The 22,603-nt window shown below is 69.2% G+C and carries 19 protein-coding genes and 1 pseudogene; 6 read left to right on the plus strand and 14 right to left on the minus strand.

Annotation, left to right across the window (positions count from 1 at the left end):
• Positions 1-21 precede the first annotated feature (21 nt).
• The 10 genes from ACZ7M3_RS06635 to ACZ7M3_RS06680 form a co-directional block, all read right to left on the minus strand.
• The gene (locus ACZ7M3_RS06635; RefSeq protein WP_472061300.1) at positions 22-1,662 is read right to left on the minus strand and encodes a peptide ABC transporter substrate-binding protein; all 1,641 of its coding nucleotides are present in this window, start codon (positions 1,660-1,662) and stop codon (positions 22-24) included.
• Between the two features lie 88 nt (positions 1,663-1,750).
• On the minus strand, positions 1,751-1,894 hold the full coding sequence (locus ACZ7M3_RS06640) for a hypothetical protein (protein WP_472061302.1): 144 nt from the start codon (positions 1,892-1,894) through the stop codon (positions 1,751-1,753).
• Positions 1,895-1,947: 53 nt separating this feature from the next.
• Positions 1,948-2,331, minus strand: a complete 384-nt coding sequence (locus tag ACZ7M3_RS06645) for a VOC family protein (RefSeq protein WP_472061304.1) — start codon at positions 2,329-2,331, stop codon at positions 1,948-1,950.
• A 135-nt stretch (positions 2,332-2,466) separates the two neighbouring features.
• Positions 2,467-3,612, minus strand: a complete 1,146-nt coding sequence (locus ACZ7M3_RS06650; protein ID WP_472061306.1) for an ABC transporter ATP-binding protein — start codon at positions 3,610-3,612, stop codon at positions 2,467-2,469.
• Positions 3,605-4,663: an ABC transporter ATP-binding protein gene (locus ACZ7M3_RS06655; RefSeq protein ID WP_067368417.1), complete on the minus strand. Its 1,059-nt coding sequence runs from the start codon at positions 4,661-4,663 to the stop codon at positions 3,605-3,607. Before ACZ7M3_RS06655 ends, ACZ7M3_RS06650 begins: the two co-directional genes overlap by 8 nt.
• Positions 4,664-4,674: 11 nt before the next feature.
• Positions 4,675-5,622 carry an ABC transporter permease gene (locus ACZ7M3_RS06660; RefSeq protein WP_452962912.1) on the minus strand — a complete coding sequence of 316 codons (948 nt, stop codon included), beginning with the start codon at positions 5,620-5,622 and terminating at the stop codon, positions 4,675-4,677.
• On the minus strand, positions 5,615-6,547 hold the full coding sequence (locus ACZ7M3_RS06665) for an ABC transporter permease (protein ID WP_452962913.1): 933 nt from the start codon (positions 6,545-6,547) through the stop codon (positions 5,615-5,617). The genes ACZ7M3_RS06660 and ACZ7M3_RS06665 overlap by 8 nt, the downstream gene beginning before the upstream one ends.
• A gap of 154 nt (positions 6,548-6,701) precedes the next feature.
• A complete protein-coding gene (locus ACZ7M3_RS06670) occupies positions 6,702-8,327 on the minus strand; it encodes a peptide ABC transporter substrate-binding protein (protein WP_472061308.1) in 1,626 nt (541 codons plus the stop codon).
• A 722-nt stretch (positions 8,328-9,049) separates the two neighbouring features.
• Complete coding sequence (gene typA / locus ACZ7M3_RS06675; RefSeq protein ID WP_472061310.1) at positions 9,050-10,957, minus strand: translational GTPase TypA; 1,908 nt, start codon at positions 10,955-10,957, stop codon at positions 9,050-9,052.
• A 181-nt stretch (positions 10,958-11,138) separates the two neighbouring features.
• Positions 11,139-13,415, minus strand: coding sequence for an ABC transporter family substrate-binding protein (locus ACZ7M3_RS06680; RefSeq protein ID WP_472061311.1), 2,277 nt, complete (start codon positions 13,413-13,415; stop codon positions 11,139-11,141).
• Between the two features lie 149 nt (positions 13,416-13,564).
• Here ACZ7M3_RS06680 and ACZ7M3_RS06685 point away from each other — a divergent pair.
• The 5 genes and pseudogenes from ACZ7M3_RS06685 to ACZ7M3_RS06705 all read left to right on the plus strand — a co-directional run.
• Positions 13,565-13,713 (plus strand): annotated as a pseudogene (locus ACZ7M3_RS06685) (cobyrinate a,c-diamide synthase); the annotation flags it as partial.
• 322 nt (positions 13,714-14,035) lie between these two features.
• A complete protein-coding gene (locus tag ACZ7M3_RS06690; protein WP_054228251.1) occupies positions 14,036-14,326 on the plus strand; it encodes a hypothetical protein in 291 nt (96 codons plus the stop codon).
• 19 nt (positions 14,327-14,345) lie between these two features.
• A complete protein-coding gene (locus ACZ7M3_RS06695) occupies positions 14,346-15,167 on the plus strand; it encodes a hypothetical protein (RefSeq protein WP_472061313.1) in 822 nt (273 codons plus the stop codon).
• Between the two features lie 17 nt (positions 15,168-15,184).
• A complete protein-coding gene (locus ACZ7M3_RS06700) occupies positions 15,185-17,128 on the plus strand; it encodes a fumarate reductase/succinate dehydrogenase flavoprotein subunit (RefSeq protein ID WP_472061315.1) in 1,944 nt (647 codons plus the stop codon).
• Entirely contained in the window at positions 17,125-17,901 is a 777-nt protein-coding gene (locus ACZ7M3_RS06705) for a succinate dehydrogenase/fumarate reductase iron-sulfur subunit (RefSeq protein ID WP_351307174.1), read from the plus strand. Before ACZ7M3_RS06700 ends, ACZ7M3_RS06705 begins: the two co-directional genes overlap by 4 nt.
• Positions 17,902-17,923: 22 nt before the next feature.
• On the opposite strand, the gene ACZ7M3_RS06710 is transcribed toward ACZ7M3_RS06705, so the two are convergent.
• Genes ACZ7M3_RS06710 through ACZ7M3_RS06725 form a run of 4 tightly spaced genes read right to left on the minus strand, consistent with a single transcriptional unit; the run spans position 17,924 to position 20,802 of the window.
• Positions 17,924-18,253 carry a hypothetical protein gene (locus tag ACZ7M3_RS06710; protein ID WP_351307176.1) on the minus strand — a complete coding sequence of 110 codons (330 nt, stop codon included), beginning with the start codon at positions 18,251-18,253 and terminating at the stop codon, positions 17,924-17,926.
• Complete coding sequence (locus ACZ7M3_RS06715; RefSeq protein WP_472061317.1) at positions 18,250-18,561, minus strand: hypothetical protein; 312 nt, start codon at positions 18,559-18,561, stop codon at positions 18,250-18,252. Before ACZ7M3_RS06715 ends, ACZ7M3_RS06710 begins: the two co-directional genes overlap by 4 nt.
• Before the next feature lie 49 nt (positions 18,562-18,610).
• On the minus strand, positions 18,611-19,618 hold the full coding sequence (locus ACZ7M3_RS06720) for a phosphotransferase family protein (RefSeq protein ID WP_472061319.1): 1,008 nt from the start codon (positions 19,616-19,618) through the stop codon (positions 18,611-18,613).
• Complete coding sequence (locus tag ACZ7M3_RS06725) at positions 19,615-20,802, minus strand: glycoside hydrolase family 18 protein (RefSeq protein WP_472061321.1); 1,188 nt, start codon at positions 20,800-20,802, stop codon at positions 19,615-19,617. Before ACZ7M3_RS06725 ends, ACZ7M3_RS06720 begins: the two co-directional genes overlap by 4 nt.
• Before the next feature lie 106 nt (positions 20,803-20,908).
• Between ACZ7M3_RS06725 and ACZ7M3_RS06730 the strand changes: the two genes are divergently transcribed.
• Positions 20,909-22,453, plus strand: coding sequence for a hypothetical protein (locus tag ACZ7M3_RS06730; protein ID WP_472061323.1), 1,545 nt, complete (start codon positions 20,909-20,911; stop codon positions 22,451-22,453).
• Positions 22,454-22,603: the final 150 nt, after the last annotated feature.

Consider the following 22,603-nt stretch of genomic DNA (forward strand, 5'->3'; position numbering starts at 1 on the left):
GGCGTTCACCCCGTGGACGGCTCAGCTGACCTTGATCTCGTTGTAGACGGGCACGCTGAACTGGTTGAGCGCCACGTGGGAGATCCTGTCCGAGTAGCCCGCGCTGCCGTTCTGGTACCAGAGCGGGATGGCGGCCATGTTGTCCCGTACGACCCCTTCGGCCTGCTGGAAGAGCTGGATGGCCTTGGCCTTGTCGGTCTCGGCGTTCGCCTGGTCGACGAGCTTGTCGAAGTCCTTGTTGGACCACTTGCCGTCGTTGGAGGAGGCGTTCGTGTAGTACAGCGGCTGCAGGAAGTTCTGGATCAGCGGGTAGTCCATCTGCCAGCCGGCCCGGAACGGACCCGGCATCTTGTGCTGCCCGATCTGGTTGCGGAAGTCGGCGAAGGTGCCGATCGGGTTGCCGACGCAGGCCTTGTCGTTGCCCAGCGCGTTGTTGATGGAGTTGCAGACCGCGTCGATCCACTCCTTGTGGGAGCCGCTGTCCGCGTTGTACGAGATCTTGATCTGGCCGCCGGGCAGTCCGCCGCCGTCCTGGATCAGCTTCTTCGCCTGCGCCGGGTCGTACCGGCAGGAGGCGCCGCACAGTCCGTCCTGGAAGCCGCCGGCCGCGCCGAGCACCGGTGAGGTCCAGTCGGAGGCCGGGGTGCGGGTCTTCTGGAAGATCGTGCTGGTGATCTGGTCCCGGTTGATCGCCATGGACAGGCCCTTGCGGACGTTCTCCACACCGCTCTTGTCCCAGGCCTGGTCGTAGAAGGGGAAGGCGATGGTCTGGATGATGCCGGCCGGGGTGTTGATGTACCGGCCGCCGAGATCGCTCTTCACGTTCTTGAGCTGGGCGGCGGGCACGTCGTCGACGAGGTCGAGGTTGCCCGCCAGCAGGTCGGTGTAGGCGGTGTTGTTGTCGGTGTAGACCTTCAGGTCCACCCCGCCGTTCTGTGCCTTGTCCGTCCCCGGGTACGCGTCCCACTTCCGCAGGGACATCGTCGAGCCCTTGGTGTACGAGTCGACGGTGTAGGGCCCGTTGCCGATCGGCTTCTTCAGCCAGGCCGCGTGGTCGCTGAAGAACGCCTTGGGCAGCGGTGCGAAGGCCACGTAGCCGAGGGTGTCGGGGAAGGTCGAGAACTTCTGGTTGAGCGTGACGGTGAAGGTGCGGGCGCCGGTGACCTTCAGCCCCGACAGCGTGTCGGCGCTCTGCGTTCCGGTCTCGGGGTGGACCTTGTCGTAGCCCTCGATGTACCCGAAGAAGTACGCGTTCTTCTGGTTGTTCTTGAGACTGGCCCCGTAGTTCCAGGCGTCCACGAAGGACTGCGCGGTGACGGGCTCTCCGTTGCTGAACGTCCAGCCGTCCTTGACGGTGATCGTGAAGTTCTGCGAGTCCGAGGTGTCGATCTTCTGCGCCAGCATGTTCTGGGCCGCGCCGGTCCTGGCGTCGTACCGCTTCAGACCCCGGAAGATCATGTCGAGGACCTTGCCGCCCTGCACCTCGTTGGTGTTGGACGGCTCCAGCGGGTTCTGCGGGTCCCCCCAGGAGGAACTGAGCACTCCGGACGCGCCGCCGCTGCCACCGCCTCCTCCGCCGCCGCCTCCTCCGCCGCAGGCCGTCGCCACGAGGGCCACCGCCGCCGCGCCCACGGCCCATGTGGCGTGCGTCGCTCCACGCATGGAGTGCCTCCCAGAGTGCGCTGCCGCCAGCGCCGTAGCGCTGTTCCATTACCGGCCAATATCAACCGGTAACGCGCATAATGCACATTCAGGCCACCCGTACGTGGACGACCAACTCCACCTCGAAGCCGTCCGCGTCCTCCAGATACGCGGCGCAGTGCTCCGGACCGCCCGCGTGCGGATAGCGGTCCGGAAAGAGGGGTGACCAGCCGTGCTGGGGTGCCTCGGCCACGAGCCGGTCGAGGGCCTGTCCGGCGGATCAGGTCGGGGGGAAGCGACGGTGCCTCATGAGCACAGGTGAGCGGGGCTTGGTGCGTCCAGCTGCAAGGCGGAGGAGGGAGTCGACGCGGAGCGTCGGCGAGTGACGACAACGCCGCAGATGGGCGTGCCAAGCCCCGCGTCTCCGGCATGATCCGCCGGGCAGGCCCTAGGTTCGGCGCGGTCCGGCACGTGGAAGGCGAGGTGGTTCAGACCGGGGCGCAGACGGTCATGGGAGTCCGCCGTCAGCGCGGGCGACTGCTCGACGACGAGATAGGTCTCGCCCCGGCGCCAACTGCGGCCGTGCGGCCACTCCTGGTACGGCTCACAGCCCAGGCGCTCCAGCAGCCATCCCCAGGAGCGGACCGCGCGCTCCAGGTCCGGCACCCACAGTTCGACGTGATGCAGCATCTTCCTCCGCCCGACCCCCACCCGACCCTCGCCCGATCTTCCCCCACCCGTTCCCACCCCACCCGAAAAAGCCGGTTCCCGGCACCGCGGTGGCGGTGCCGGGAACCGGCCTGTCGATCACGGGACGCGTGGCGCTCAGGCCGCGTGCACGACGTTCTTCTCCTCGGCGAAGTGGCACGCCGACTCATGGGCCGCCGGCGAGTCCACGCCCATGAACACCTCGGGCACCGCGAGGATCGGGGTCTCCACGGAGCACTTGTCCTGGGCCTTCCAGCAGCGGGTGCGGAAGCTGCAGCCCGACGGCGGGTTGGCCGGCGACGGCACGTCACCGGTCAGGATGATCCGCTCGCGGTGCTCACGGGCCTCCGGGTCCGGCACCGGCACGGCCGACAGCAGCGCCTGGGTGTAGGGGTGCGTCGGGTGGTCGTAGATCTGCTCGTCGCTGCCGATCTCCGCCATCTTGCCGAGGTACATCACGCCGACCCGGTCCGAGATGTGCCGGACGATCGACAGGTCGTGCGCGATGAAGAGGTAGGACAGGTTGAACTCGTCCTGGAGCCGCTCCATCAGGTTGATGACCTGCGCCTGCACCGACACGTCGAGCGCCGACACCGGCTCGTCGCAGATGATGATCTCGGGGTTGAGCGCGAGACCGCGGGCGATGCCGATGCGCTGACGCTGACCGCCCGAGAACTGGTGCGGGTAACGGTTGATGTACTCGGGGTTGAGGCCGACCACGTCCAGCAGTTCCTGGACCTTGCGCCGCCGGTCGCCCTTCGGAGCCACCTCGGGGTGGATGTCGAAGGGCTCACCGATGATGTCGCCCACCGTCATACGGGGGTTGAGCGAGGTGTACGGGTCCTGGAAGACCATCTGGATGTTGCGGCGCACGGCCTTCATGGCGCGCCCGGACAGCTTGGTGATGTCCTGGCCCTTGTAGAAGATCTCGCCCGCGGTGGCCCGCTCCAGGTTCATCAGGAGCTTGGCCACGGTGGACTTGCCACAGCCGGACTCGCCCACGATGCCCAGCGTCTCACCCTGGTACAGGTCGAACGAGACGCCGTCGACGGCCTTCACCGCGCCGATCTGCCGCTTGAACAGGATGCCCTGAGTGAGCGGGAAGTGCTTCTTCAGGTTGCGCACCTGAAGGATCGGTTCACCACGGTCCACGGGTGCCTCGATCGCGGCGACCGCCTCCGCCTCGGAGTGGGCGTCGACGACCTCCACCTCGGAGACGTTCGGGGTGGCCTCCTGCTCGTCGTTCTTGCTGAGCTCAGCCATGGATCGTCTCCTTCCAGAAGTGGCAGGCCGAACCGCGGCCGACCAGCTCGGTGCCGTCCTGCTCGCTGACCGGGAGCAGCGCCGGCACGTCGGTGCGGCAGATGTCCTGGGCCTTGGGGCAGCGCGGGTTGAAGGCGCAGCCGGTCGGAATGCGCAGCAGGTTGGGCGGCAGCCCCTTGATCGCGTACAGCTCCTGGCCCTTCTGGTCCAGGCGCGGGATCGAGTCCAGCAGACCCCGCGTGTACGGGTGCGCGGGGCGCTTGTACAGCTCGTGGACCGGCGCGCGCTCCACGATCCGGCCCGCGTACATCACGGCGATCTTGTCCGCGACGTCGGCGACGACGCCGAGGTCGTGGGTGATCAGGATCAGGCCCATGTTGTACTCGCGCTGAAGATCGGCGAGCAGGTCCATGACCTGGGCCTGGACCGTCACGTCGAGCGCCGTGGTGGGCTCGTCCGCGATGATCAGGTCGGGCTCCAGGGCCAGCGCCATCGCGATCATGATGCGCTGGCGCATACCGCCCGAGAACTGGTGGGGGTAGTCGTTCACGCGGGCCGCGGCGGCCGGGATCTTCACCCGGTCCATCAGCTCGATCGCCTTGGCCTTGGCCTCCTTCTTGGAGAGGCCCTGGTGCACCCGGAACATCTCGCCGAGCTGGTAGCCGACGGACAGGACCGGGTTGAGCGAGCTGAGCGCGTCCTGGAAGATCATGGCGATCTTCTGGCCGCGGATCTTGCGGCGCTCCTCGCCGGACATCTTGAGCATGTCCTGGCCGCGGAAGAGGATCTCGCCCTGCGGGATCCTCGCCGGCGGCATGTCGAGGATGCCCATGATCGCCTGCGCGGTCACGGACTTGCCGGAGCCGGACTCGCCGAGCACGGCGAGGGTCTCGCCCGCGCTGACGCTGTAGTTGACGCCGTTGACCGCTTTGGCCACGCCCTCGCGGGTGTGGAACTCGACGTGCAGGTCACGCACTTCGAGCAGCGGCCCGTCGTCGGCGCCGCCCTTACGCGGGGCGGGCACCGGGACTGAGTCTTCGATGATGGTCACGTACGCCTCCCTCAGCGCAGCTTCGGGTCGAGGGCGTTACGGACGGCCTCACCGAGCATGATGAACGCCAGCACCGTGATGCTGAGCATGATCGACGGGTACAGCATGATCCACTGCGCCACGCGGATCTGGTTGCCGCCGTCGGAGATGTCGTTGCCCCAGGACACGCCGTTGAGGCCGAGTCCGAGGAAGGACAGGGTCGCCTCGGCGGAGATGTAGACACCGAGCGAGATGGTGGAGACGACGATCACGGGGGCGAGGGTGTTCGGCAGGATGTGCCGGAACATGATCCGCGGGGTGCTCGCACCCAGGGCCTTGGCCGCGTGTACGTAGTCGGCCTGCTTGGTGGTGATCACCGCGCCGCGCATCACTCGGGTGATCTGCGTCCAGCCGAAGGCGGCCAGCGCGCCGATGACGACCCAGGTCGTGCGGTCCGGGAAGGAGGTCAGCACGACCATGGTGGCGAGCAGGAACGGGATGCCGAAGAAGACGTCCGTCAGACGCGACAGGATCGAGTCGACGATGCCGCCGAAGTATCCGGCGATCATGCCCATCAGGCCGCCCACGACCGTCACCGCGAGGGTGGTGCCGAAGCCCACGGCCACGGAGGCCCGGGTGCCGTAGATGGTACGGGCGTAGACACTGCGGCCCTGCTGGTCGTAGCCCAGCCAGTCCGCGGAGAACACATGGCCCAGCTTCGGCTTCTGCAGGAAGTGCTTGGCCAGATCGCCCTTGATCGGGTCGGTGTCGGTGAACAGCCCCGGGAAGAAGGTGATGGTCAGCAGCAGCAGGATCAGCACCGCCGAGACACCGAAGATCCAGCTGTGCCGGAGGTCGTTCCAGGCGTCGCCCCACAGGCTGCGGGACTTCTCCGGCTTGGCCGCGGGGGCCGCCACCGGGGTGGCCCCGCCGTCGGTCGCCACCGCCGTCTGGACGTCGGTCTTGGTCACGTCAGGCATAGCGAATCCTCGGGTCCAGGACCGCGTACAGCAGGTCGACGAGCAGGCTGGCGAGGAGGTAGACCAGCACCAGGATGGTCACCAGGCCGACGAGCGTGGTGCCTTCGCGCCGCACGATGGACTGGTAGATCGTGCCGCCGATGCCCTGGATGTTGAACAGGCCCTCGGTGACGACGGCTCCGCCCATCAGCGCACCGATGTCGGTGCCCAGGTAGGTGATCACGGGGATCAGCGAGTTGCGCATGAGGTGGACGCCCACCACACGACGCCGGGGCAGGCCCTTGGCGATGGCCGTACGGATGTAGTCGGCGCGGAGGTTCTCGGCGACCGACGTACGGGTGAGCCGGGTCACATAGGCCAGCGAGGCGGTCGCGAGGACGAACGCCGGCATCAGCAACTCGTTGAGGTTCGTGGAGTCGTTCACGTTCGGCGGCAGCCAGTTGAGCTGGAAGGCGAAGACGACCTTCAGGATGAAGCCGAGAACGAACACCGGAACGGAGATCAGCAGCAGCGAGACCAGCAGGATCGCGTTGTCCGCGAACCGCCCGGCGCGCATGCCCGCCCAGACGCCCAGGGCGATGCCCAGGACGACCTCGATGGCGAAGGACAGCGAGGCGAGGCGAAGGGTCACCGGGAACGCCTCGCCGAGCACGTCCGTGACGGGGCGGCCGCTCGCGATCTGCGTGCCGAAGTCGAAGTGAAGGATCATGTCCTTCATGTAGTGGTAGTACTGCACCAGGATCGGCTGGTCCAGGCCGTACTGATGTCTCAGTGAGGCGATGACGGCAGGGCTTCCGCCCTTGTCGCCGAACAGGCCTCGCACGGGGTCGCCGGGCAGGGCGTAGACCATGAGAAAGATCAGCAGAGTTGTCCCGATGAAGACCGGGATCATCTGGAGCAGTCGTCGTGCGACGTAGCGCCCCATCGTGCCTCCATGTAGTTACTACGACGACAGCCGACGGGCCCTTTCCTTGCGCACCCCTGAACGATGCGCATGGAAAGGGCCCCCCGGCCGCTGCCGTCCCCCCGGGTGCGGCGCACGAGGCGGCGCCGCACCCGGGATCACGGGCTGATTGCGGTTACTTCTTGACCTGAACGCCGGTCAGGATCGGGTCGCCGTCCTGGGCGTACTCGACGCCGGTGACCTTGTCCGAGTAGCCCGCGTTGACCTTGTAGTACCAGAGCGGAATGCTCGGCATGTAGTTGACGAGCTCCTTCTCGATGTCCTGGTACTTCTTCTCCGAGTCCGCGAGGGAGCTGGCGGAGTCGGCCGCGGCGATGTCGGCGTCGATCTTCTTGTTCGAGAACCCGCTCGTGTTGCCGTCCGACTTGCTGCCGAACAGGTCACGGATGAAGTTCGCGTTCATCGGGAAGTCGAGCACCCAGCCACTGCGGTACATGGACTTGACCGAGTGCGCGTCGCGCGCGTCCAGGTCGGCCTGGAAGTCGGCCTTGGAGTCGCCGGAGCACTTGACACCGGTGGCGTTGGTGATCGAGTTGCAGACCGCCTCCACCCACTCCTTGTGACCGCCGTCAGCGTTGTACTGGATGGTCATGGCGTTGCCCGGGACGCCGCCGCCGTCCTTGATGAGCTGCTTCGCCTTGGTCGGGTTGTACGTGAAGACGTCACCGCCGACGTTCGGCTCGTAGCCGAGCACACCCTTCGCGACCCAGCCGGTGGCGGGCTCGCGGGTGCCCTGGAGCACCGTCTTGGTGATGGTGGCGCGGTCGATCGCCATCGACAGGCCCTGCAGGACCTTCGGGTCGATGTCCTTCCACTGCTTGGTGTAGAAGGCCGGCGTGATCGTCTGGATCGCCGAGTACGCCTTGTCCACCGCGCGGCTGCCGAGGTCCGACTTGTAGACCGGCAGGTCCTTCGGGGCCACCTGACGCAGAACGTCGACGTTGCCCGACTTCAGGTCCTCGTAGGCCGTCTCCAGGTTGGTGTAGTTCTTGAAGAGCACACCACCGTTCTTGGCCTTGTCCGGACCCTGGTAGCCGTCGAACTTGGCGACCTCGATCTGCTTCTTGTGCGCCCAGCTGACGAACTTGTACGGGCCGTTGCCGATCGGGTGCTCGCCCGCGGCCTTCGGGTCCTTGTAGAAGGACTCGGGCAGCGGCGAGAAGACCTCGTAGCCGAGCTTGTAGACGTAGTAGGGGATCGCCTTGGAGAGCGTGATCGTGAAGGTGCTGTCGTCGACGACCTTCAGACCGGACATCTCCGTGGCCTTCGGCTTGCCCTTCGCCGGGGCGACGTCGTCGTAGCCCGCGATGTCGGAGAACCAGAAGCTGTTGGTCTGCTTGTTCGCCGGGGCGGCGGCCCAGTTCCACGCCTTGACGTAGGACGTGGCGGTCACCGGGGTGCCGTCGTGGAACTTCCAGCCCGACTTCAGCTTGACCGTGTAGGTCTTGTTGTCCTTCGTGTCCACCGACTGCGCGTTCACGTAGACGATGTTGCCCTTGTCGTCGTAGCTCACGAGCTGCGAGAAGAGCGACTTGATGACAATGCTGCCGTTGGACTCCATGGTGTTGGCCGGCTGCAGCGGGTTCTGCGGCTCGCCCACCTCGACCGAGAACTTACCGGCCGGGTCGACGGCGGCCTTGCTGTCGCTGCCCTTGTCGCCACCGCCACCACCACAGGCGGTCGCTCCCAGCGCCACAACCGCGGCTATCGCGACCCACTTGGCGCTCTTGGCACCGCGCATGGGTTCCTCCTCATGAGTCCATTGGTTCACCGCAAAAGGGAGCACTAGTCACACTGCCGACACTTGGGACGGAGAAAGTGCTGGTGCCCCCTGCGCTCGCAAGCCGACGCCACCTGAAGGCGTATGGCCCGTTGATCCGAGCTCTACGCGCCTAACTATCTGCCATGGGCCAGAGCCCGACCACACTCACAAGGTCTCGGTTCGATCACACCTGACGCCTACTTCTTCCAAAATCCGGACAAAGGGTTTGCTGAAAGATCCCTGCGAAACGGACTTGTTACACATCTATCGGTCTCGACCGTCCGCATTGCGGACGCGAGGAGCAAAAAAAGGGGTTGCGGCTATCGTGGCCGTCATGTGGGGGTGCCATTGGCGTGCCCACCCACCCCGGACCGGCGGAGGCAGCTGCCCCTTCATGCGGTCAACGGGCTTCCACGACAAGGCCGTTCGATGATCCCGCGGGTACGTCCCCGACGGTGTGATCACGACGCCGAAACGCGCCGTGCGGCCGGGACCCACGTGACTGCAGGGTAGTGGGAACCGGCCAATTTGGAGGGCTCCTCCTCCGTAATGAAGGGTTTTCCCTACCCTCCCCTCACTCTCCGCCCTATCGCAGCCCCGTACCGCGGCGCAAGCCGCGCGTCACGCTCGGCGCACCCCACCCAACGCAACGGGCACCCCGCGGATGCGAGGTGCCCGAAATCACTGCGGAACGGTCGAGATCAGCCGTGCTTGGCCCGGCTTGCGGTGCGACCGCGCTCCTTCTGGTCCAGGACGACCTTGCGGATGCGCACGGCCTCCGGGGTCACCTCGACGCACTCGTCGTCGCGGCAGAACTCCAGGGACTGCTCAAGGGAGAGCTTGCGCGGCGGCACGATCGCCTCGAACGAGTCCGCGGCGGCGGAACGCATGTTGGTGAGCTTCTTCTCCTTGGTGATGTTCACGTCCATGTCGTCGGCGCGCGAGTTCTCGCCGACGATCATGCCCTCGTACACCTCGGTGCCGGGGTCGGTGAACAGCACACCGCGCTCCTGGAGGTTCGTCATCGCGAACGCGGTGACGGCACCGGCGCGGTCGGCGACCAGCGAACCGTTGTTCCGGGTCGTCAGGGTGCCGAACCACGGCTCGTGGCCCTCGTGGATGGAGTGGGCGATGCCCGTGCCGCGCGTACCGGTCAGGAACTCGGTCCGGAAGCCGATGAGACCGCGGGAGGGGACGACGAACTCCAGACGGACCCAGCCCGAGCCGTGGTTCGACATGTTGTCCATACGGCCCTTGCGGACGCCCATGAGCTGCGTGACCGCGCCCATGTGCTCCTCGGGCACGTCGATCGTCATGCGCTCGACCGGCTCGTGGACCTTGCCGTCGATCATCTGGGTGACCACCTGCGGCTTGCCGATGGTCAGCTCGAAGCCCTCGCGGCGCATCTGCTCGACCAGGATGGCGAGCGCGAGCTCACCGCGGCCCTGGACCTCCCAGGCGTCGGGACGCTCGGTGTCGAGCACGCGGAGCGAGACGTTACCGATCAGCTCGCGGTCCAGGCGGTCCTTGACCTGACGGGCGGTGACCTTGCGGTCCTTGACCGCGGTCTTCGCGGCGGCGCCCTTGCCGGTGCCGCCGCGGCCGACCAGCGGCGAGGTGTTCGTGCCGATGGTCATCGAGATCGCCGGCTCATCGACCGTGATCAGCGGCAGCGCGATCGGGTTCTCGGGGTCGGCAAGCGTCTCGCCGATCATGATGTCCGGGATACCGGCGACCGCGCAGATGTCACCCGGGCCCGCCTTCTCGGCCGGCTTACGGGTGAGCGCCTCGGTCATCAGCAGCTCGGTGATGCGGACGTTGGACATCGTGCCGTCGCGCTTGATCCACGTGACGGTCTGGCCCTTGCGCAGCTCGCCCTGCTCGACGCGGAGCAGCGCGATACGGCCGAGGAAGTTGTCGGCGTCCAGGTTGGTGACGTGCGCCTGGAGCGGGGCGGACTCGTCGTAGGACGGGGCCGGGACGGACTCCAGGATCGTGGTGAAGAACGGCTCCAGGCTGTCGCTGTCCTGCGGGACCGTGCCGTTCTCCGGCTTCGTCAGGGAGGCGACGCCGTCACGCGCACATGCGTAGACGATCGGGAACTCGATCTGGTCCTCGTCGGCGTCCAGGTCCAGGAAGAGGTCGTAGGTCTCGTTGACGACCTCGTCGATCCGGGAGTCCGGGCGGTCGGTCTTGTTGATGCACAGGATGACCGGCAGACGCTGCTGGAGCGCCTTGCGCAGCACGAAGCGGGTCTGCGGCAGCGGGCCCTCGGAGGCGTCGACGAGGAGGACGACCGCGTCCACCATCGACAGACCGCGCTCGACCTCGCCACCGAAGTCGGCGTGGCCCGGGGTGTCGATGATGTTGATGGTGATGACCTCACCACCATCCTTGGGGTGGTACTTCACGGCCGTGTTCTTGGCCAGGATCGTGATGCCCTTCTCACGCTCCAGGTCGTTCGAGTCCATCATGCGGTCGTCAAGCGACTCGGCGGCGTGCGCGGCGAAGGCACCGGCCTGCTTGAGCATGGCATCGACCAGGGTGGTCTTGCCATGGTCGACGTGGGCGACGATGGCGACGTTGCGGATGTCGTGGCGCGTGGCCATATTGAGGCGCTTCTCCCGGAGTGAGTGGACGGCCTGCGCGTACGTCAGTGCTACGCGGACCCTGCCGGGCTGGACACGCCACGGCCTTACCCCATGGTACGTGGCCTTGACGGGCACGGCCTCCGCGGGCCAGTCCGCGGAGGCCATGGGCGACGCTGATCGCCCTTCCTGCTTGCCCTTCCTACCTGTCCTTCTCGGTTGCCGTTCCCCCCTGCGCGCCCTTCTTCAGGAAGCCCATGTCCTCGTAGAGGGGGGTCTGGAACCCGAAGGCGCCGGCGTTGGCGAGGTTCAGGCGGGTGGCCATGAGCTGGGGGCGCTGATAGAGGGGAATCGATCCGGCGGCGGCCCAGATCCGGGCGTCGGCCTTGCGGACCAGGGAACGCGACTCGTCCTCGTCCAGCGTCGCGATGGCCTGGTCGAAGAGCTGGTCGACCTGGTCGGTGCCGACCCGGGTGTAGTTCTGCTCGACGGCGAGGGAGCCGTCGGCTGCCGGGACCGGCTTCGCGTAGATCGGGCGGGCGTCGGTGGCGGGGAAGGCGGAAGCGGGCCAGGAGTACAGCGCCAGGTCGTACTGGCCCGAGGCGATGTGGTCCTTGAAATAGCTGTCGTCCGGCACCCTGGACGTCTCGGTACGGATGCCGATGCGCTCCAGCATCCGGGAGATCTGGTCGGCGACCGTGCGCAGCGAGTCCGAACCGGGACCCGAGGGCAGGACGAAGCGCAGTGTCAGTGCCTTGCCGTCCTTGGCGAGCGCGCCGGCCGCGGCGCCCGCCGGGGCGGCCGTGCCCTTGGGCGCGTAGGCGCCGGGCGCCCCGCCCTGCCGGTTGTCCTTGGGGACGTACTGCCTGCCGTCGAGATGCTTGCCGGCCTCGCCGTCCGCGTGCTGCTTCTCGTTCTTCCCGTGCTTCTCGGCGTGGTCCTTCGCGTCCTTCCTGTCCCGGTCGGCCTCGCCGTTCTTGTCGTCCTCGCCGACGATGAACGTTCCGTCGTCCGGGTTGGCGTCGGAGTCCGCCTTCTTGCCCTCGGGCCCGGCCGCCTTGTCCTTGTCCTTCTTCTGCTGCTGTTGCTGCTGCTGCTCGTTCACCGGTCCCCCGGGCACCCATCCGGCATCCGCCAGCAGCGCCTGCGCCTCCTTGGTGTCCTGACCTCCGAGCGCGCCGCTGTTGTCGGCGTAGTCCGGCTGGCCGGAGAGCGCGAGGTGGCTGCCGACCGGGACGGCGGGCAGGCCCAGCGGGCCCAGGACGGCCTTGGCGAGTTCGTCGCGGTTGATGGCGCGGGCGACGGCGCGGCGGACGCGCTCGTCGGCGAGCGGGCCCTCGGAGCCGTTCAGGGCCAGCTGGGTGTAGGCGGGCTCGAGGGACTTGCGGACCACGAAGTCGCGCAGTGACGTCTGCTGACGGGCGTACGTCGCGATCGCCGCGCGCTGCTGCTTGCGGGCCTTGATCTCGTCGGATGCGGCTCCCGCGTCCGAGCCGTGCGCGACCGCCCAGGAACGCAGCGCCTTCGCGGGCGTGAGCGCGGAGCCCGCACCCTGCAGCGGGGTGGTCACCGATCCCTGCAGCGGTGCGGTCCCCTTGTCGCCGGCGGCGAGCGTGATCCGGCCGGCCTCTTCGGGGTCGATCTCGGCCAGGTCGACCCTGTCGGCGGCGAGCGCCTCGGCCCGCTTGTCGCGCGGGACGGCGATCAGCGCGATCTCGGAGAGCTTGGCGGGGCGGCCCCACCAGCGCGGGTTGCGGGCGAGGCGGACCTCGCCGCTCTTGTGGTCGATCTTCTGGAGGGTGAACGGGCCCGCGGTGGCCTGAAGCTTGGTGCGCGCCCCGTCGTTGAAGGCGTCCGCGGTGCCCATCACGTCCTTGGGGTACAGCGGCGAGAAGAGCGACTTCCAGTCGGCGTAGGGACGACTGAAGGTGACGCGGACCTCCAGGTTGCTCTTGCCGCGCTCGATCTTCTCGATGCGGTCGTAGCCGGCGTTGCGGGCCGTCCAGTACGCGCTGTCCTTGCCGGACAGGGCGCGCCACTGGGCGGCGAAGTCGGCGGCGCCGATCTCGCGGCCGTCGCTCCAGACCGCCTGCTGGTTGAGCTTGTAGAGCACGACCTGCTGGGGCTCGGTCTCGACGATCTTGGCCGATTCGAGGTAGTCGGGGTTGAGCCGGGGGGTGCCGTTGGAGTCGAGGCGGTACAGGGCGGGCATTACGGCGCCGGCGATCCGGGAGGTGCCGGCGTCGGCGTCCGCCTGGAAGGTGTTGAGGGTCTGCGGTACGGCGTCCACCGCCCAGCGCAGGGTGCCGCCGTCCGCGATCCGGTCGCGGGTCGCGGGTGCGATGTCCTGCGCGGCGAGGGGCTTGGCGACCTCCTCGTCGGCGCTGCACGCGGCGAGGGCGGGTACCGCGAGTGCGCCCGCGGTGAGGAACGCGACCGAGCGCATCACCGCGCGCAGTCCGACGCCGTCGTGGGACATCACTGCAACCTCCGGTGGGGAGAACGGGGCCGGATCTGATCACTTTTGGCGGAATATGCGGTTGATCAGATGTATGTGCCCACTGAACGGGAGGGGGAGCGTAGGGGTGCGGCGACACGACGGGAAGCGCCCGAAACCCCACCCATCCGGCCCAAGCTCCCTCGCCCCCGCCGCCCCTACCCGTCCCATCCCCGGGGGCTCCGCCCCCAGACCCCCGCATCGGCCCGAACGGCCTCGTCCTCAAACGCCGGACGGGCTGAAGGATGCACGCCAGCGCCCTCAAGGGGCGCGGGGAACTGCGCGCCCAGCCCCCACCGGCCCGCAGCCGAAGAACACGGCGGCCGGGGTACGGGGCGCAGCCCCGACCCCTCAGGGGCGCGGGGAACTGCGCGCCCAGCCCCCGCCCACCCACAGCCGAACAGGGATCCGCGGCGCAGCCCCGTCGCAGGGCTCGGATTCGCTCACGTGTCGATGTAAATCGGCCCCGGGGGGCGCATTCCGGGGGCGTGAGCCGTCAATCCGTGCAGATCCCTTCCCACGGCTCGGTGTGACGCGCAACACTCGCAGGCGCATGAACGTTGCCGCCTTGGACCGCAGGGTCCTGGAAGTGAGGGCAAGTCATGTCCGTACACGACGACTTGACGTCAGTTCAGCGATGCATCGACGACCTCGTGAGGTCGGTGGGACGCCTCGAGCAGCAGATCGGCGGAGGCGGCCTGGAGATGCGCCGCGTCCGCGCCGACGCGGACCACCTGCGCGAGAGCGTCGCCCTGCTGCGCGAGTCCGCCCCCGGCCTCTCCCCGCCCCGGCGCCCCGATCTCGTCCCGATCCCCGACACCCCGTACGACAGCTCCTTGTGGACGGATTCGGACGACGAGGGACTCGGCGCCCACGACCGCCACGCCCCGTGAGCGCCCCGGAGGCGAAAAGTTGAGCACTGGCACTGAACCCCGTCCGACCCCCGGCGGCGTACACACCGGTACGCGCGCCGCGATCACCGCCCCGCATCTGCGCACCGACCGCTGGTGGCTGGCGCCCGCCGTCACCGCCGCCGGGCTGCTGGCCTTCGTCGTGTACTCGACCTGGCGCGCGTTCGCGGACACGAACTACTACTCGGCGCCGTACGTCTCGCCGTTCTACTCGCCCTGTCTGGCCGAGCGGTGCCGGACGATGCACGCGGGCCCCAACGCGGACCTCTTCGGGAGCTGGTGGGGCATCTCCCCCGCCATCATCATCCTGATCTTCCCGCTCGGTTTCCGGCTGACCTGCTACTACTACCGCAAGGCCTACTACCGCGGCTTCTGGGCGTCGCCGCCGGCCTGCGCGGTCGCCGAGCCGCACAAGAAGTACACCGGCGAGACCCGCTTCCCGCTCATCCTGCAGAACGTCCACCGGTACTTCTTCTACGCCGCGATCGTCGTCGCCGGGATCCTGACCTACGACACCGTGCTCTCGTTCCGCGACGAGCACTACCGCTGGGGCCACATGGGCCTGGGCACCCTGGTCTTCCTGCTCAACATCACGCTGATCTGGGCGTACACCCTGTCCTGCCACTCCTGCCGGCACATCGTCGGCGGCAAGCTCAAGCACTTCTCCAAACATCCCGTGCGCTACCGGATGTGGCAGTGGGTCGGGAAGCTGAACGCCCGCCACATGCTGCTCGCCTGGGCGTCGCTGATCAGCGTGGCGCTCGCCGACTTCTACGTGTACCTCGTCGCGTCCGGCGCCTTCGACGATCCGCGCTTCTTCTAGCTGAGTGGGGCCCTCTGATGTCCGTGGTTGACAGGCAGGAGTGGGACGTTGTCGTGGTCGGCGCCGGTGGCGCCGGACTGCGCGCCGCCATCGAGGCGCGCGAGCGTGGCGCCCGTACGGCCGTGATCTGCAAGTCGCTGTTCGGCAAGGCCCACACGGTGATGGCCGAGGGCGGCATCGCGGCCGCGATGGGCAACGTCAACTCCGGCGACAACTGGGAGGTCCACTTCCGCGACACCATGCGCGGCGGGAAGTTCCTGAACCAGTGGCGGATGGCCGAGCTGCATGCCAAGGAAGCCCCGGACCGGGTGTGGGAGCTGGAGACCTGGGGCGCCCTGTTCGACCGTACGAAGGACGGGCGGATCTCCCAGCGCAACTTCGGCGGCCACGAGTATCCGCGGCTCGCGCACGTCGGCGACCGGACCGGGCTCGAGCTCATCCGGACCCTCCAGCAGAAGATCGTGTCGCTCCAGCAGGAGGACATGAAGGAGACCGGGAACTACGAGAGCCGGCTGAAGGTGTACCAGGAGTGCACCGTCACGCGTGTGCTGAAGGACGGCAACCGCGTCTCCGGCGCGTTCTGCTACGAGCGCGAGTCCGGCCGCTTCTTCGTGCTCGAAGCGCCCTCCGTCGTCATCGCCACCGGCGGTATCGGCAAGTCGTTCAAGGTGACGTCGAACTCGTGGGAGTACACGGGCGACGGCCACGCCCTCGCACTGCTCGCCGGGGCGCCGCTGCTCAACATGGAGTTCGTGCAGTTCCATCCGACGGGCATGGTCTGGCCGCCGTCGGTGAAGGGGATCCTGGTCACCGAGTCGGTGCGCGGGGACGGCGGGGTGCTCAGGAACTCCGACGGCAAGCGGTTCATGTTCGACTACATCCCGGACGTCTTCAAGGAGAAGTACGCGCAGTCCGAGGAGGAGGGCGACCGCTGGTACGAGGACCCGGACCACAACCGGCGTCCCCCGGAGCTGCTGCCCCGCGACGAGGTCGCCCGCGCCATCAACTCCGAGGTGAAGGCGGGTCGCGGGTCGCCGCACGGCGGGGTCTTCCTCGATGTGTCGACCCGTATGCCCGCCGAGGTGATCCGGCGTCGGCTTCCCTCCATGTACCACCAGTTCAAGGAGCTCGCGGACGTCGACATCACGGCGGAGGCGATGGAGGTCGGGCCCACCTGTCACTACGTGATGGGCGGCATCGCGGTCGAATCGGACTCGGCGGCCGCGCGCGGCGTACCAGGCCTGTTCGCCGCCGGTGAGGTCGCGGGCGGCATGCACGGTTCCAACCGGCTCGGCGGCAACTCCCTCTCCGACCTGCTGGTCTTCGGGCGGCGGGCGGGACTGCACGCCGCCGGGTACGCCGCCGACCTGGCCGGGGACCGCCCGCCCGTGGACGACATCCAGATCGACACGGCGGCGGCCGAGGCCCTGCGGCCCTTCTCGGCCGAGGGTCCGGAGCCCGGTACGGAGAGCGGACGCCCGCCCGAGAACCCCTACACCCTCCACCAGGAACTCCAGCAGACCATGAACGACCTGGTCGGCATCATCCGCCGCGAGGCCGAGATGGAACAGGCCCTGGAGAAGCTCGCGGAGCTGCGGGTACGGGCGCGGCGGGCCGGCGTCGAGGGCCACCGGCAGTTCAACCCCGGCTGGCACCTCGCCCTCGACCTGCGCAACATGCTCCTGGTCAGCGAGTGCGTGGCCCGCGCCGCCCTGGAGCGCACGGAGTCACGCGGCGGCCACACCCGCGAGGACCATCCGACGATGGAGCGGACCTGGCGTCGCCTCAACCTCCTGTGCCAACTCACCGATCCCACGGGAGGGTTGGCGGCCACCGACCCGGTGCACGGTCAGATCGACCTCAGCCGCGAGACCACCGAACCCATTCGTCCCGACCTGCTCGCCCTCTTCGAGAAGGAGGAGCTGGTCAAGTACCTCGCCGAAGAGGAGCTCTACGAGTGAGCAGCTACGAGGCCCGCTTCAAGGTGTGGCGCGGGGATGTGAAGGGCGGCGGCCTGAAGGACTTCGCGGTCGAGGTCAACGACGGTGAGGTGGTGCTGGACATCATCCACCGGCTCCAGGCGACCCAGGCCCCGGACCTGGCCGTCCGCTGGAACTGCAAGGCGGGCAAGTGCGGTTCGTGCTCGGCGGAGATCAACGGGCGCCCCCGGCTGATGTGCATGACGCGCATGTCGGTGTTCACGCGGGAGGAGACGATCACCGTCACACCGCTGCGCGCCTTCCCGGTCGTACGGGATCTCGTCACGGACGTCGGCTTCAACTACGCGAAGGCGCGGCAGGTCCCCGCCTTCGTCCCCCCGGCCGGTCTCGGCCCCGGCGAGTACCGCATGCAGCAGGAGGACGTGGACCGCTCGCAGGAGTTCCGCAAGTGCATCGAGTGCTTCCTGTGCCAGGACACCTGCCATGTCGTGCGCGACCACGAGGAGAACAAACCGGCGTTCGCGGGCCCGCGCTTCCTGATGCGCGTCGCCGAACTGGACATGCACCCGCTGGACGCGGCCGCCGACGCCGGCCTGGACCGCAAGCGCACCGCCCAGGACGAGCACGGCCTCGGCTACTGCAACATCACCAAGTGCTGCACGGAGGTCTGCCCCGAGGGCATCAAGATCACGGACAACGCCCTGATCCCCTTGAAGGAACGGGCGGTCGACCGCAAGTACGACCCGCTGGTGTGGCTGGGTTCGAAGATCAGGAGGCGGGACTCGTCTTCATAGGGCTCTTGGGAGCCTCAGGACTCTAGGGAGTCGAAGGAGCGGTGGGGCCGCGGCGGCGGTCCCGGGTCGCCCGGTGCATCAGGGCGGCCCCGGTGATCAGGCCCGCGCCGCTCACGAGGGCGCCCGCGAACTGGAGGAAGCCGGGGCCCGAGAAGGCCAGGTTCAACGACTGGAGCGCGACGGCCGCCGTCACCAGCAGCGCGCCCTGGCCCCACAGGCGACGCCGGACGACGGGACGGCGCTCCCACCCCGGCACCCGGCCGCCGCGCACGGCGACGATCCCGACGGCCGCCGCGAGTCCGAGGACCACGCCCTCGCCGAGGCCGGCCGCGAAGAGCCAGGGGCCTGTCATCGGCGTTCGGGAATGCCGGGGCGACCGGGACGCCGCGAGCGCATCTGCATCACGAGTCCCGCGATGAACAGGGCCATACCGGTCATCGCGAAGGGCGCCATCCTGAGGTCGGGCCCTCGGAACGGACCGATGAACATGTACAGGGACATCCCGGCGGCCCCCACCACCGAGCCGTACCCCCACAGCTTCGGCCGGAAGACACGGGGGCGCAGCCAGGGCGGCACCCAGCCCGTGACGATCCCGGCGATCCCCATGAGCGCCGTGCCGGTCATCGCCAGCGCGGCCAAGCCCACCAGATACGGGCGCACGGACTTCCCCCCTCCCCCGGAGCGCGCCGAACCGGCGCGTGCCCTCAGATCATGGCACGGGGTTCTCCAGCAGCGTGAGGGTCTGCCCGACGCTGTGTTCCGCGATCGCCCGCATGAACTCCGGATCCGGGAAGTCGCCGTCGAGGAGCCGGAGCGGGCCCGCGACGAGCGAGAGGTGCATGGCCAGGCGGTAGAGGCGCAGCCGGTCCTCGTCGAGGCCGTCGGCGCGCAGTGCTGCGTAGGCGTCGTAGCCGTGGTCGAAGCGCTGGCGCAGGAAGACGTGCTCCCACTCGGCGTCGAAGTAGAGCAGTCCCTCGATGTCGATGAGGGCGGGGTGGCCGTGCTCGTCCACGAGGACGTGGTCCGGGCCGAGTTCGCCGTGGATCAGACCGACGCGGCTGCGTGGTCGGACCGTCTCGGCGAGGGCGTGCAGACGGTCGTACAGAGCCTCGCGTACGGCGGCGATCCGAGGGTCGCGTGCGGCGGCCTCCGCCAGGTCGGCCAGGGCCCGTTCGAGGACGACCCGCTCGCACGAACCGCCGTGCGCGCTGCCGCCGTTGTCGACGACGGCGACCTTGCCGTGGCGGGGTGCGGGGTGGGCGTGCAGGGTGCGCAGGGCCTCGGCCAGTTCCCGCAGGGGCCCTTCGGCGGCCTCGGGGTCGCGGCGCAGCAGGTCCTCGAGACTGCCGCCGCGTACGTCCTCCACCACGGCCACGTCCGAGGGCAGATGCGTGTGGCTGCGGTCGGCGAACAGCAGGCGGGGCGTGCGGATGCCGAGGGCGGTGAGCCTGTCGTACGCGGCGCTGAAGAGGTCGAGCCCGGAGGCGTGCGAGAAGGAGTCGCGGGGGTCGGCCGGGGCCGCGTCCCAGTAGTCCTCAGCCGGGTCCCAGACGTAGGCGACCGCGGTGGAGCCGTCGTCGAGGAAGAGCCGGTAGACACCCTTCTTGCTGCCGCCGCGCAGCCGGGCGACCGCGGTGAGCGTCCGGGCCGGGCCGAGAGCGGCACGGGCGAGGGGCACGAGCTCGTCCCTCGTGAGCGGCCTGCGCGTGGCGGTCATCGGACCCAGCCTTCCTCGTACGCCGTCCAGTCCTTCTCCCGGGCGGCGAAGTCCACGTACAGCGCGACGCCGAAGTGTTCCCGGGTGCGGTCGGTGCGGGAGAGTCCGAGGCGGGTGCCGCGGACGGCCGCCGCGACCGTCTCGGCGGAGCCGTGGTGGTCCATGTTGTCCTCGTAATAAAAGGGCAGGCCCATCAGCAGGTCGGTCGACTTCGGGGTGACTTCGAGGGCGAGGGAGGTCTGCTCGGCGACGTAACCCCCGTACAGGCTCTCCAGCGGAAGCGCCGTGTCGTACGACATCACGGCGATCTGGTCGACCCGGCGGGCGACCTGTCCGAAGAACGACTGGGACCACCACTTGGGGTGCGCGGTGAAGGCACCGAAAACGGAGTGGAGGTTCGGGAGCGGGTCGATCTGGTGGGCGGCGACGGAGAGCTGGGCGTCGTGGGCGCGGGTGACGCGGCGCAGATCATCCAGCAGGGAAAGGTAGTTCGAGTCGTCGGAGTGCAGGGGCTCCAGGTCGAAGTGGGCGCCCTCGAAACCGGCGTCGAGGATCTGCCCGGCGGAGCGGACGACGGCGGCCCGGGTGGCCGCCCGTTCCAGACGCATCCCGACCTCCCCCTCGGTGGCGAGCACGTCGCCGAGCCAGGCCTGGACACGGACACCGGGCAGTTCGCGGTGCACGGCCTCGACCAGCCAACGCGCCTTCGGGTACGCCGACTCGGGCAGGGTCCCGTCGTGCTCCAACGGTCCCGCGTGCACATACAGGTCCCGGATCCCGGTCGCCCGCAGCCGCTTCGCGAGCGCCTTGACGTCCGCGTCCTTCTTCCGGCCGTCCACCCAGGCGTGGCCCATCCAGAGGGCGTCACGGTTCCTGGTCTGGGTAGCGGGGGCCGGGTCTCCGGCGTAGTTGACCCGCAGGGCGGTGCCCGCGGCGAGCAGGGAGAGCACCGACACCAGAACGAGCGCGAGCGCGACCCGTTTGGGCCAGCGGAGGCGGGGGTGCCGCCAGCCCCGGCCCACCGTTCGAAGCCAGGCGGGAACCCGGCTCGGGGAGGTACGGCCCTCGTCGTCCTCCGGCCCGCTCTCTCCCCCGCCCGCCCCCCTGTCCCTACCCGCCCCGACCGGTGTCGCCGGCGTCTCCGCCTCCGTGTCCACCTCGGTCCCCGTGCGCTGCTCGTCCATCCCCCGTGCCCCCTCCGTATGCCCCCGTATCCCCGGTACCTTAAGCGGCCTCGCCTCGGCGCACCCCCGGTCGCGCGCCGGCGCAAGCGGTCATACGCTCCCAAATGTGACGTCGCCCCTGAGCCGAAGCCGGTCACGCCGAGCCACGTCCCACATAGCCGTACGGGTGGCGCATGCCGTGCTCGGGGGGCTGCTGGCAGTGGGGTGGCTGCTGCTGCCCATCGCACGGGCGGGAGCCGACGAGGTGCGGGCCGCGCCCGGGCGGGGTGGGACGAGCACCGGCGATCTCGTGCTGCCCCTCGTCGCGGTGGTCGTCGCGGTGGCGCTGGCGGCGTACTCGTACGCGCGGCGGACACGACGGGCCCGGACCCGTACGACGCCCGGCGGCGGCACCCCGCACCCCGTGCCGTTCGCCGAACTCGACCGGCGGGCGGGGCGGTTGCTCGTGGAGATCGACGACTGCGTGCGCACCGGAGCGGAGGAACTCGGCTGGGCCGCGGACCGGTTCGGGGAGGAGGCCGTCGCGACGTACACGGACGCACTGGCGTTCGCGCGCTCCGAGCTGACGGCTTCCTTCCGACTGCGGCAGCGGCTGGACGACACCCTGACGGACGACAGCCTCGTGAGGCGGCAGCTGCTGGAGGAGATCGTCGCCCGCTGCACGGAGGCGGGGCGGCGGCTGGACGCGGAGGCGCCCGGGTTCGATCTGCTGCGCGCCCTGGAGCGGACGTCGCCTGCCGCGCTGGAGTCGGCGGAGGCCCGTTTCCGGAAGCTCAGCGCGCGCACCCCGGCCGCGGAGACGACGCTCACCGAACTGCGCGAGCGGTACGCACCCTCCGCGTCCCTGTCCGTCGCGGGCAACGTCGAACAGGCCAAGGACCGGCTCGTCTTCGCCACCACCCGCCTGGACCGGGCCCGGCAGTCCCTGGACCGGGAGGAGGGCGCGAGGGCGACGGCGTATCTGCGGGCCGCCGAGTCCGCCGTCGACCAGGCGGACCTCTTCGTGGCCGGTATCGACCGAGTGGCCTCCGAACTCGCCTCCGCGACGGCCCTGTTGCCCGGCGCGCTGCGTGACGCGGACGCCGAGCTCGGGGCCGCGCGCGGACTCCCGGCCGTCGGTGCGCTGCCCGGTCGGATCACGCACGCCGCGTCGGCCGTCGCCGACGTGCGGCGGGAGATCACGGGCGGCGTCCGACCGTACGACCCCCTCGGCGCCCTCCGCCGCCTCACCACAGCCGGGGCACCGCTCCTGGCCGAGGACCGCGTGCCCGTCGACCGGGCCTTCCTCGACCGGGCCTTCCTCGACCACGCGGTCCTTCCGGCCCGCAGTGTCGTCGCCCTCGCCTCCGAGTTCGTCACGACACACCGGGGAGCGGTCGGGGTCGAGGCCCGGACCCGGCTGTCGGAGGCGGAGCGGCACCTCGCGCTCACGCCCCGCACCCTCGTCGACGTCCGGCGTGCCGATGGGCTCGCCCTGGAGGCCCAGCAGCTCGCGGAGCGGGACGTGCGGGCGTACGGGAATCCGTACGCCGGGCCCGAGGGCGCGGGCGTCGGCGGTGCGGTGCTCGGCGGGATCCTGCTCGACGACACGCCCGACGCCCCCGCGGCGAGCTTCGGCGGACCGAGGACACGCGGGCGCAGGGACTTCTGAGGGCGCGGGAGCTTTTGGGGGCGCGGGGGCTTTTGGGGGCGCAGGGACTTCTGAGGGCGCGGGGGCTTTTGGGGGCGCGGGGGCTTTTTAGGGGCGCAGAGGCTTTTAGGGGCGCGGGGAACTGCGCGACCAGCCCCCACCGGCTCGCAG

The sequence above is a fragment of the Streptomyces sp. NPDC111656 genome (assembly GCF_055656965.1).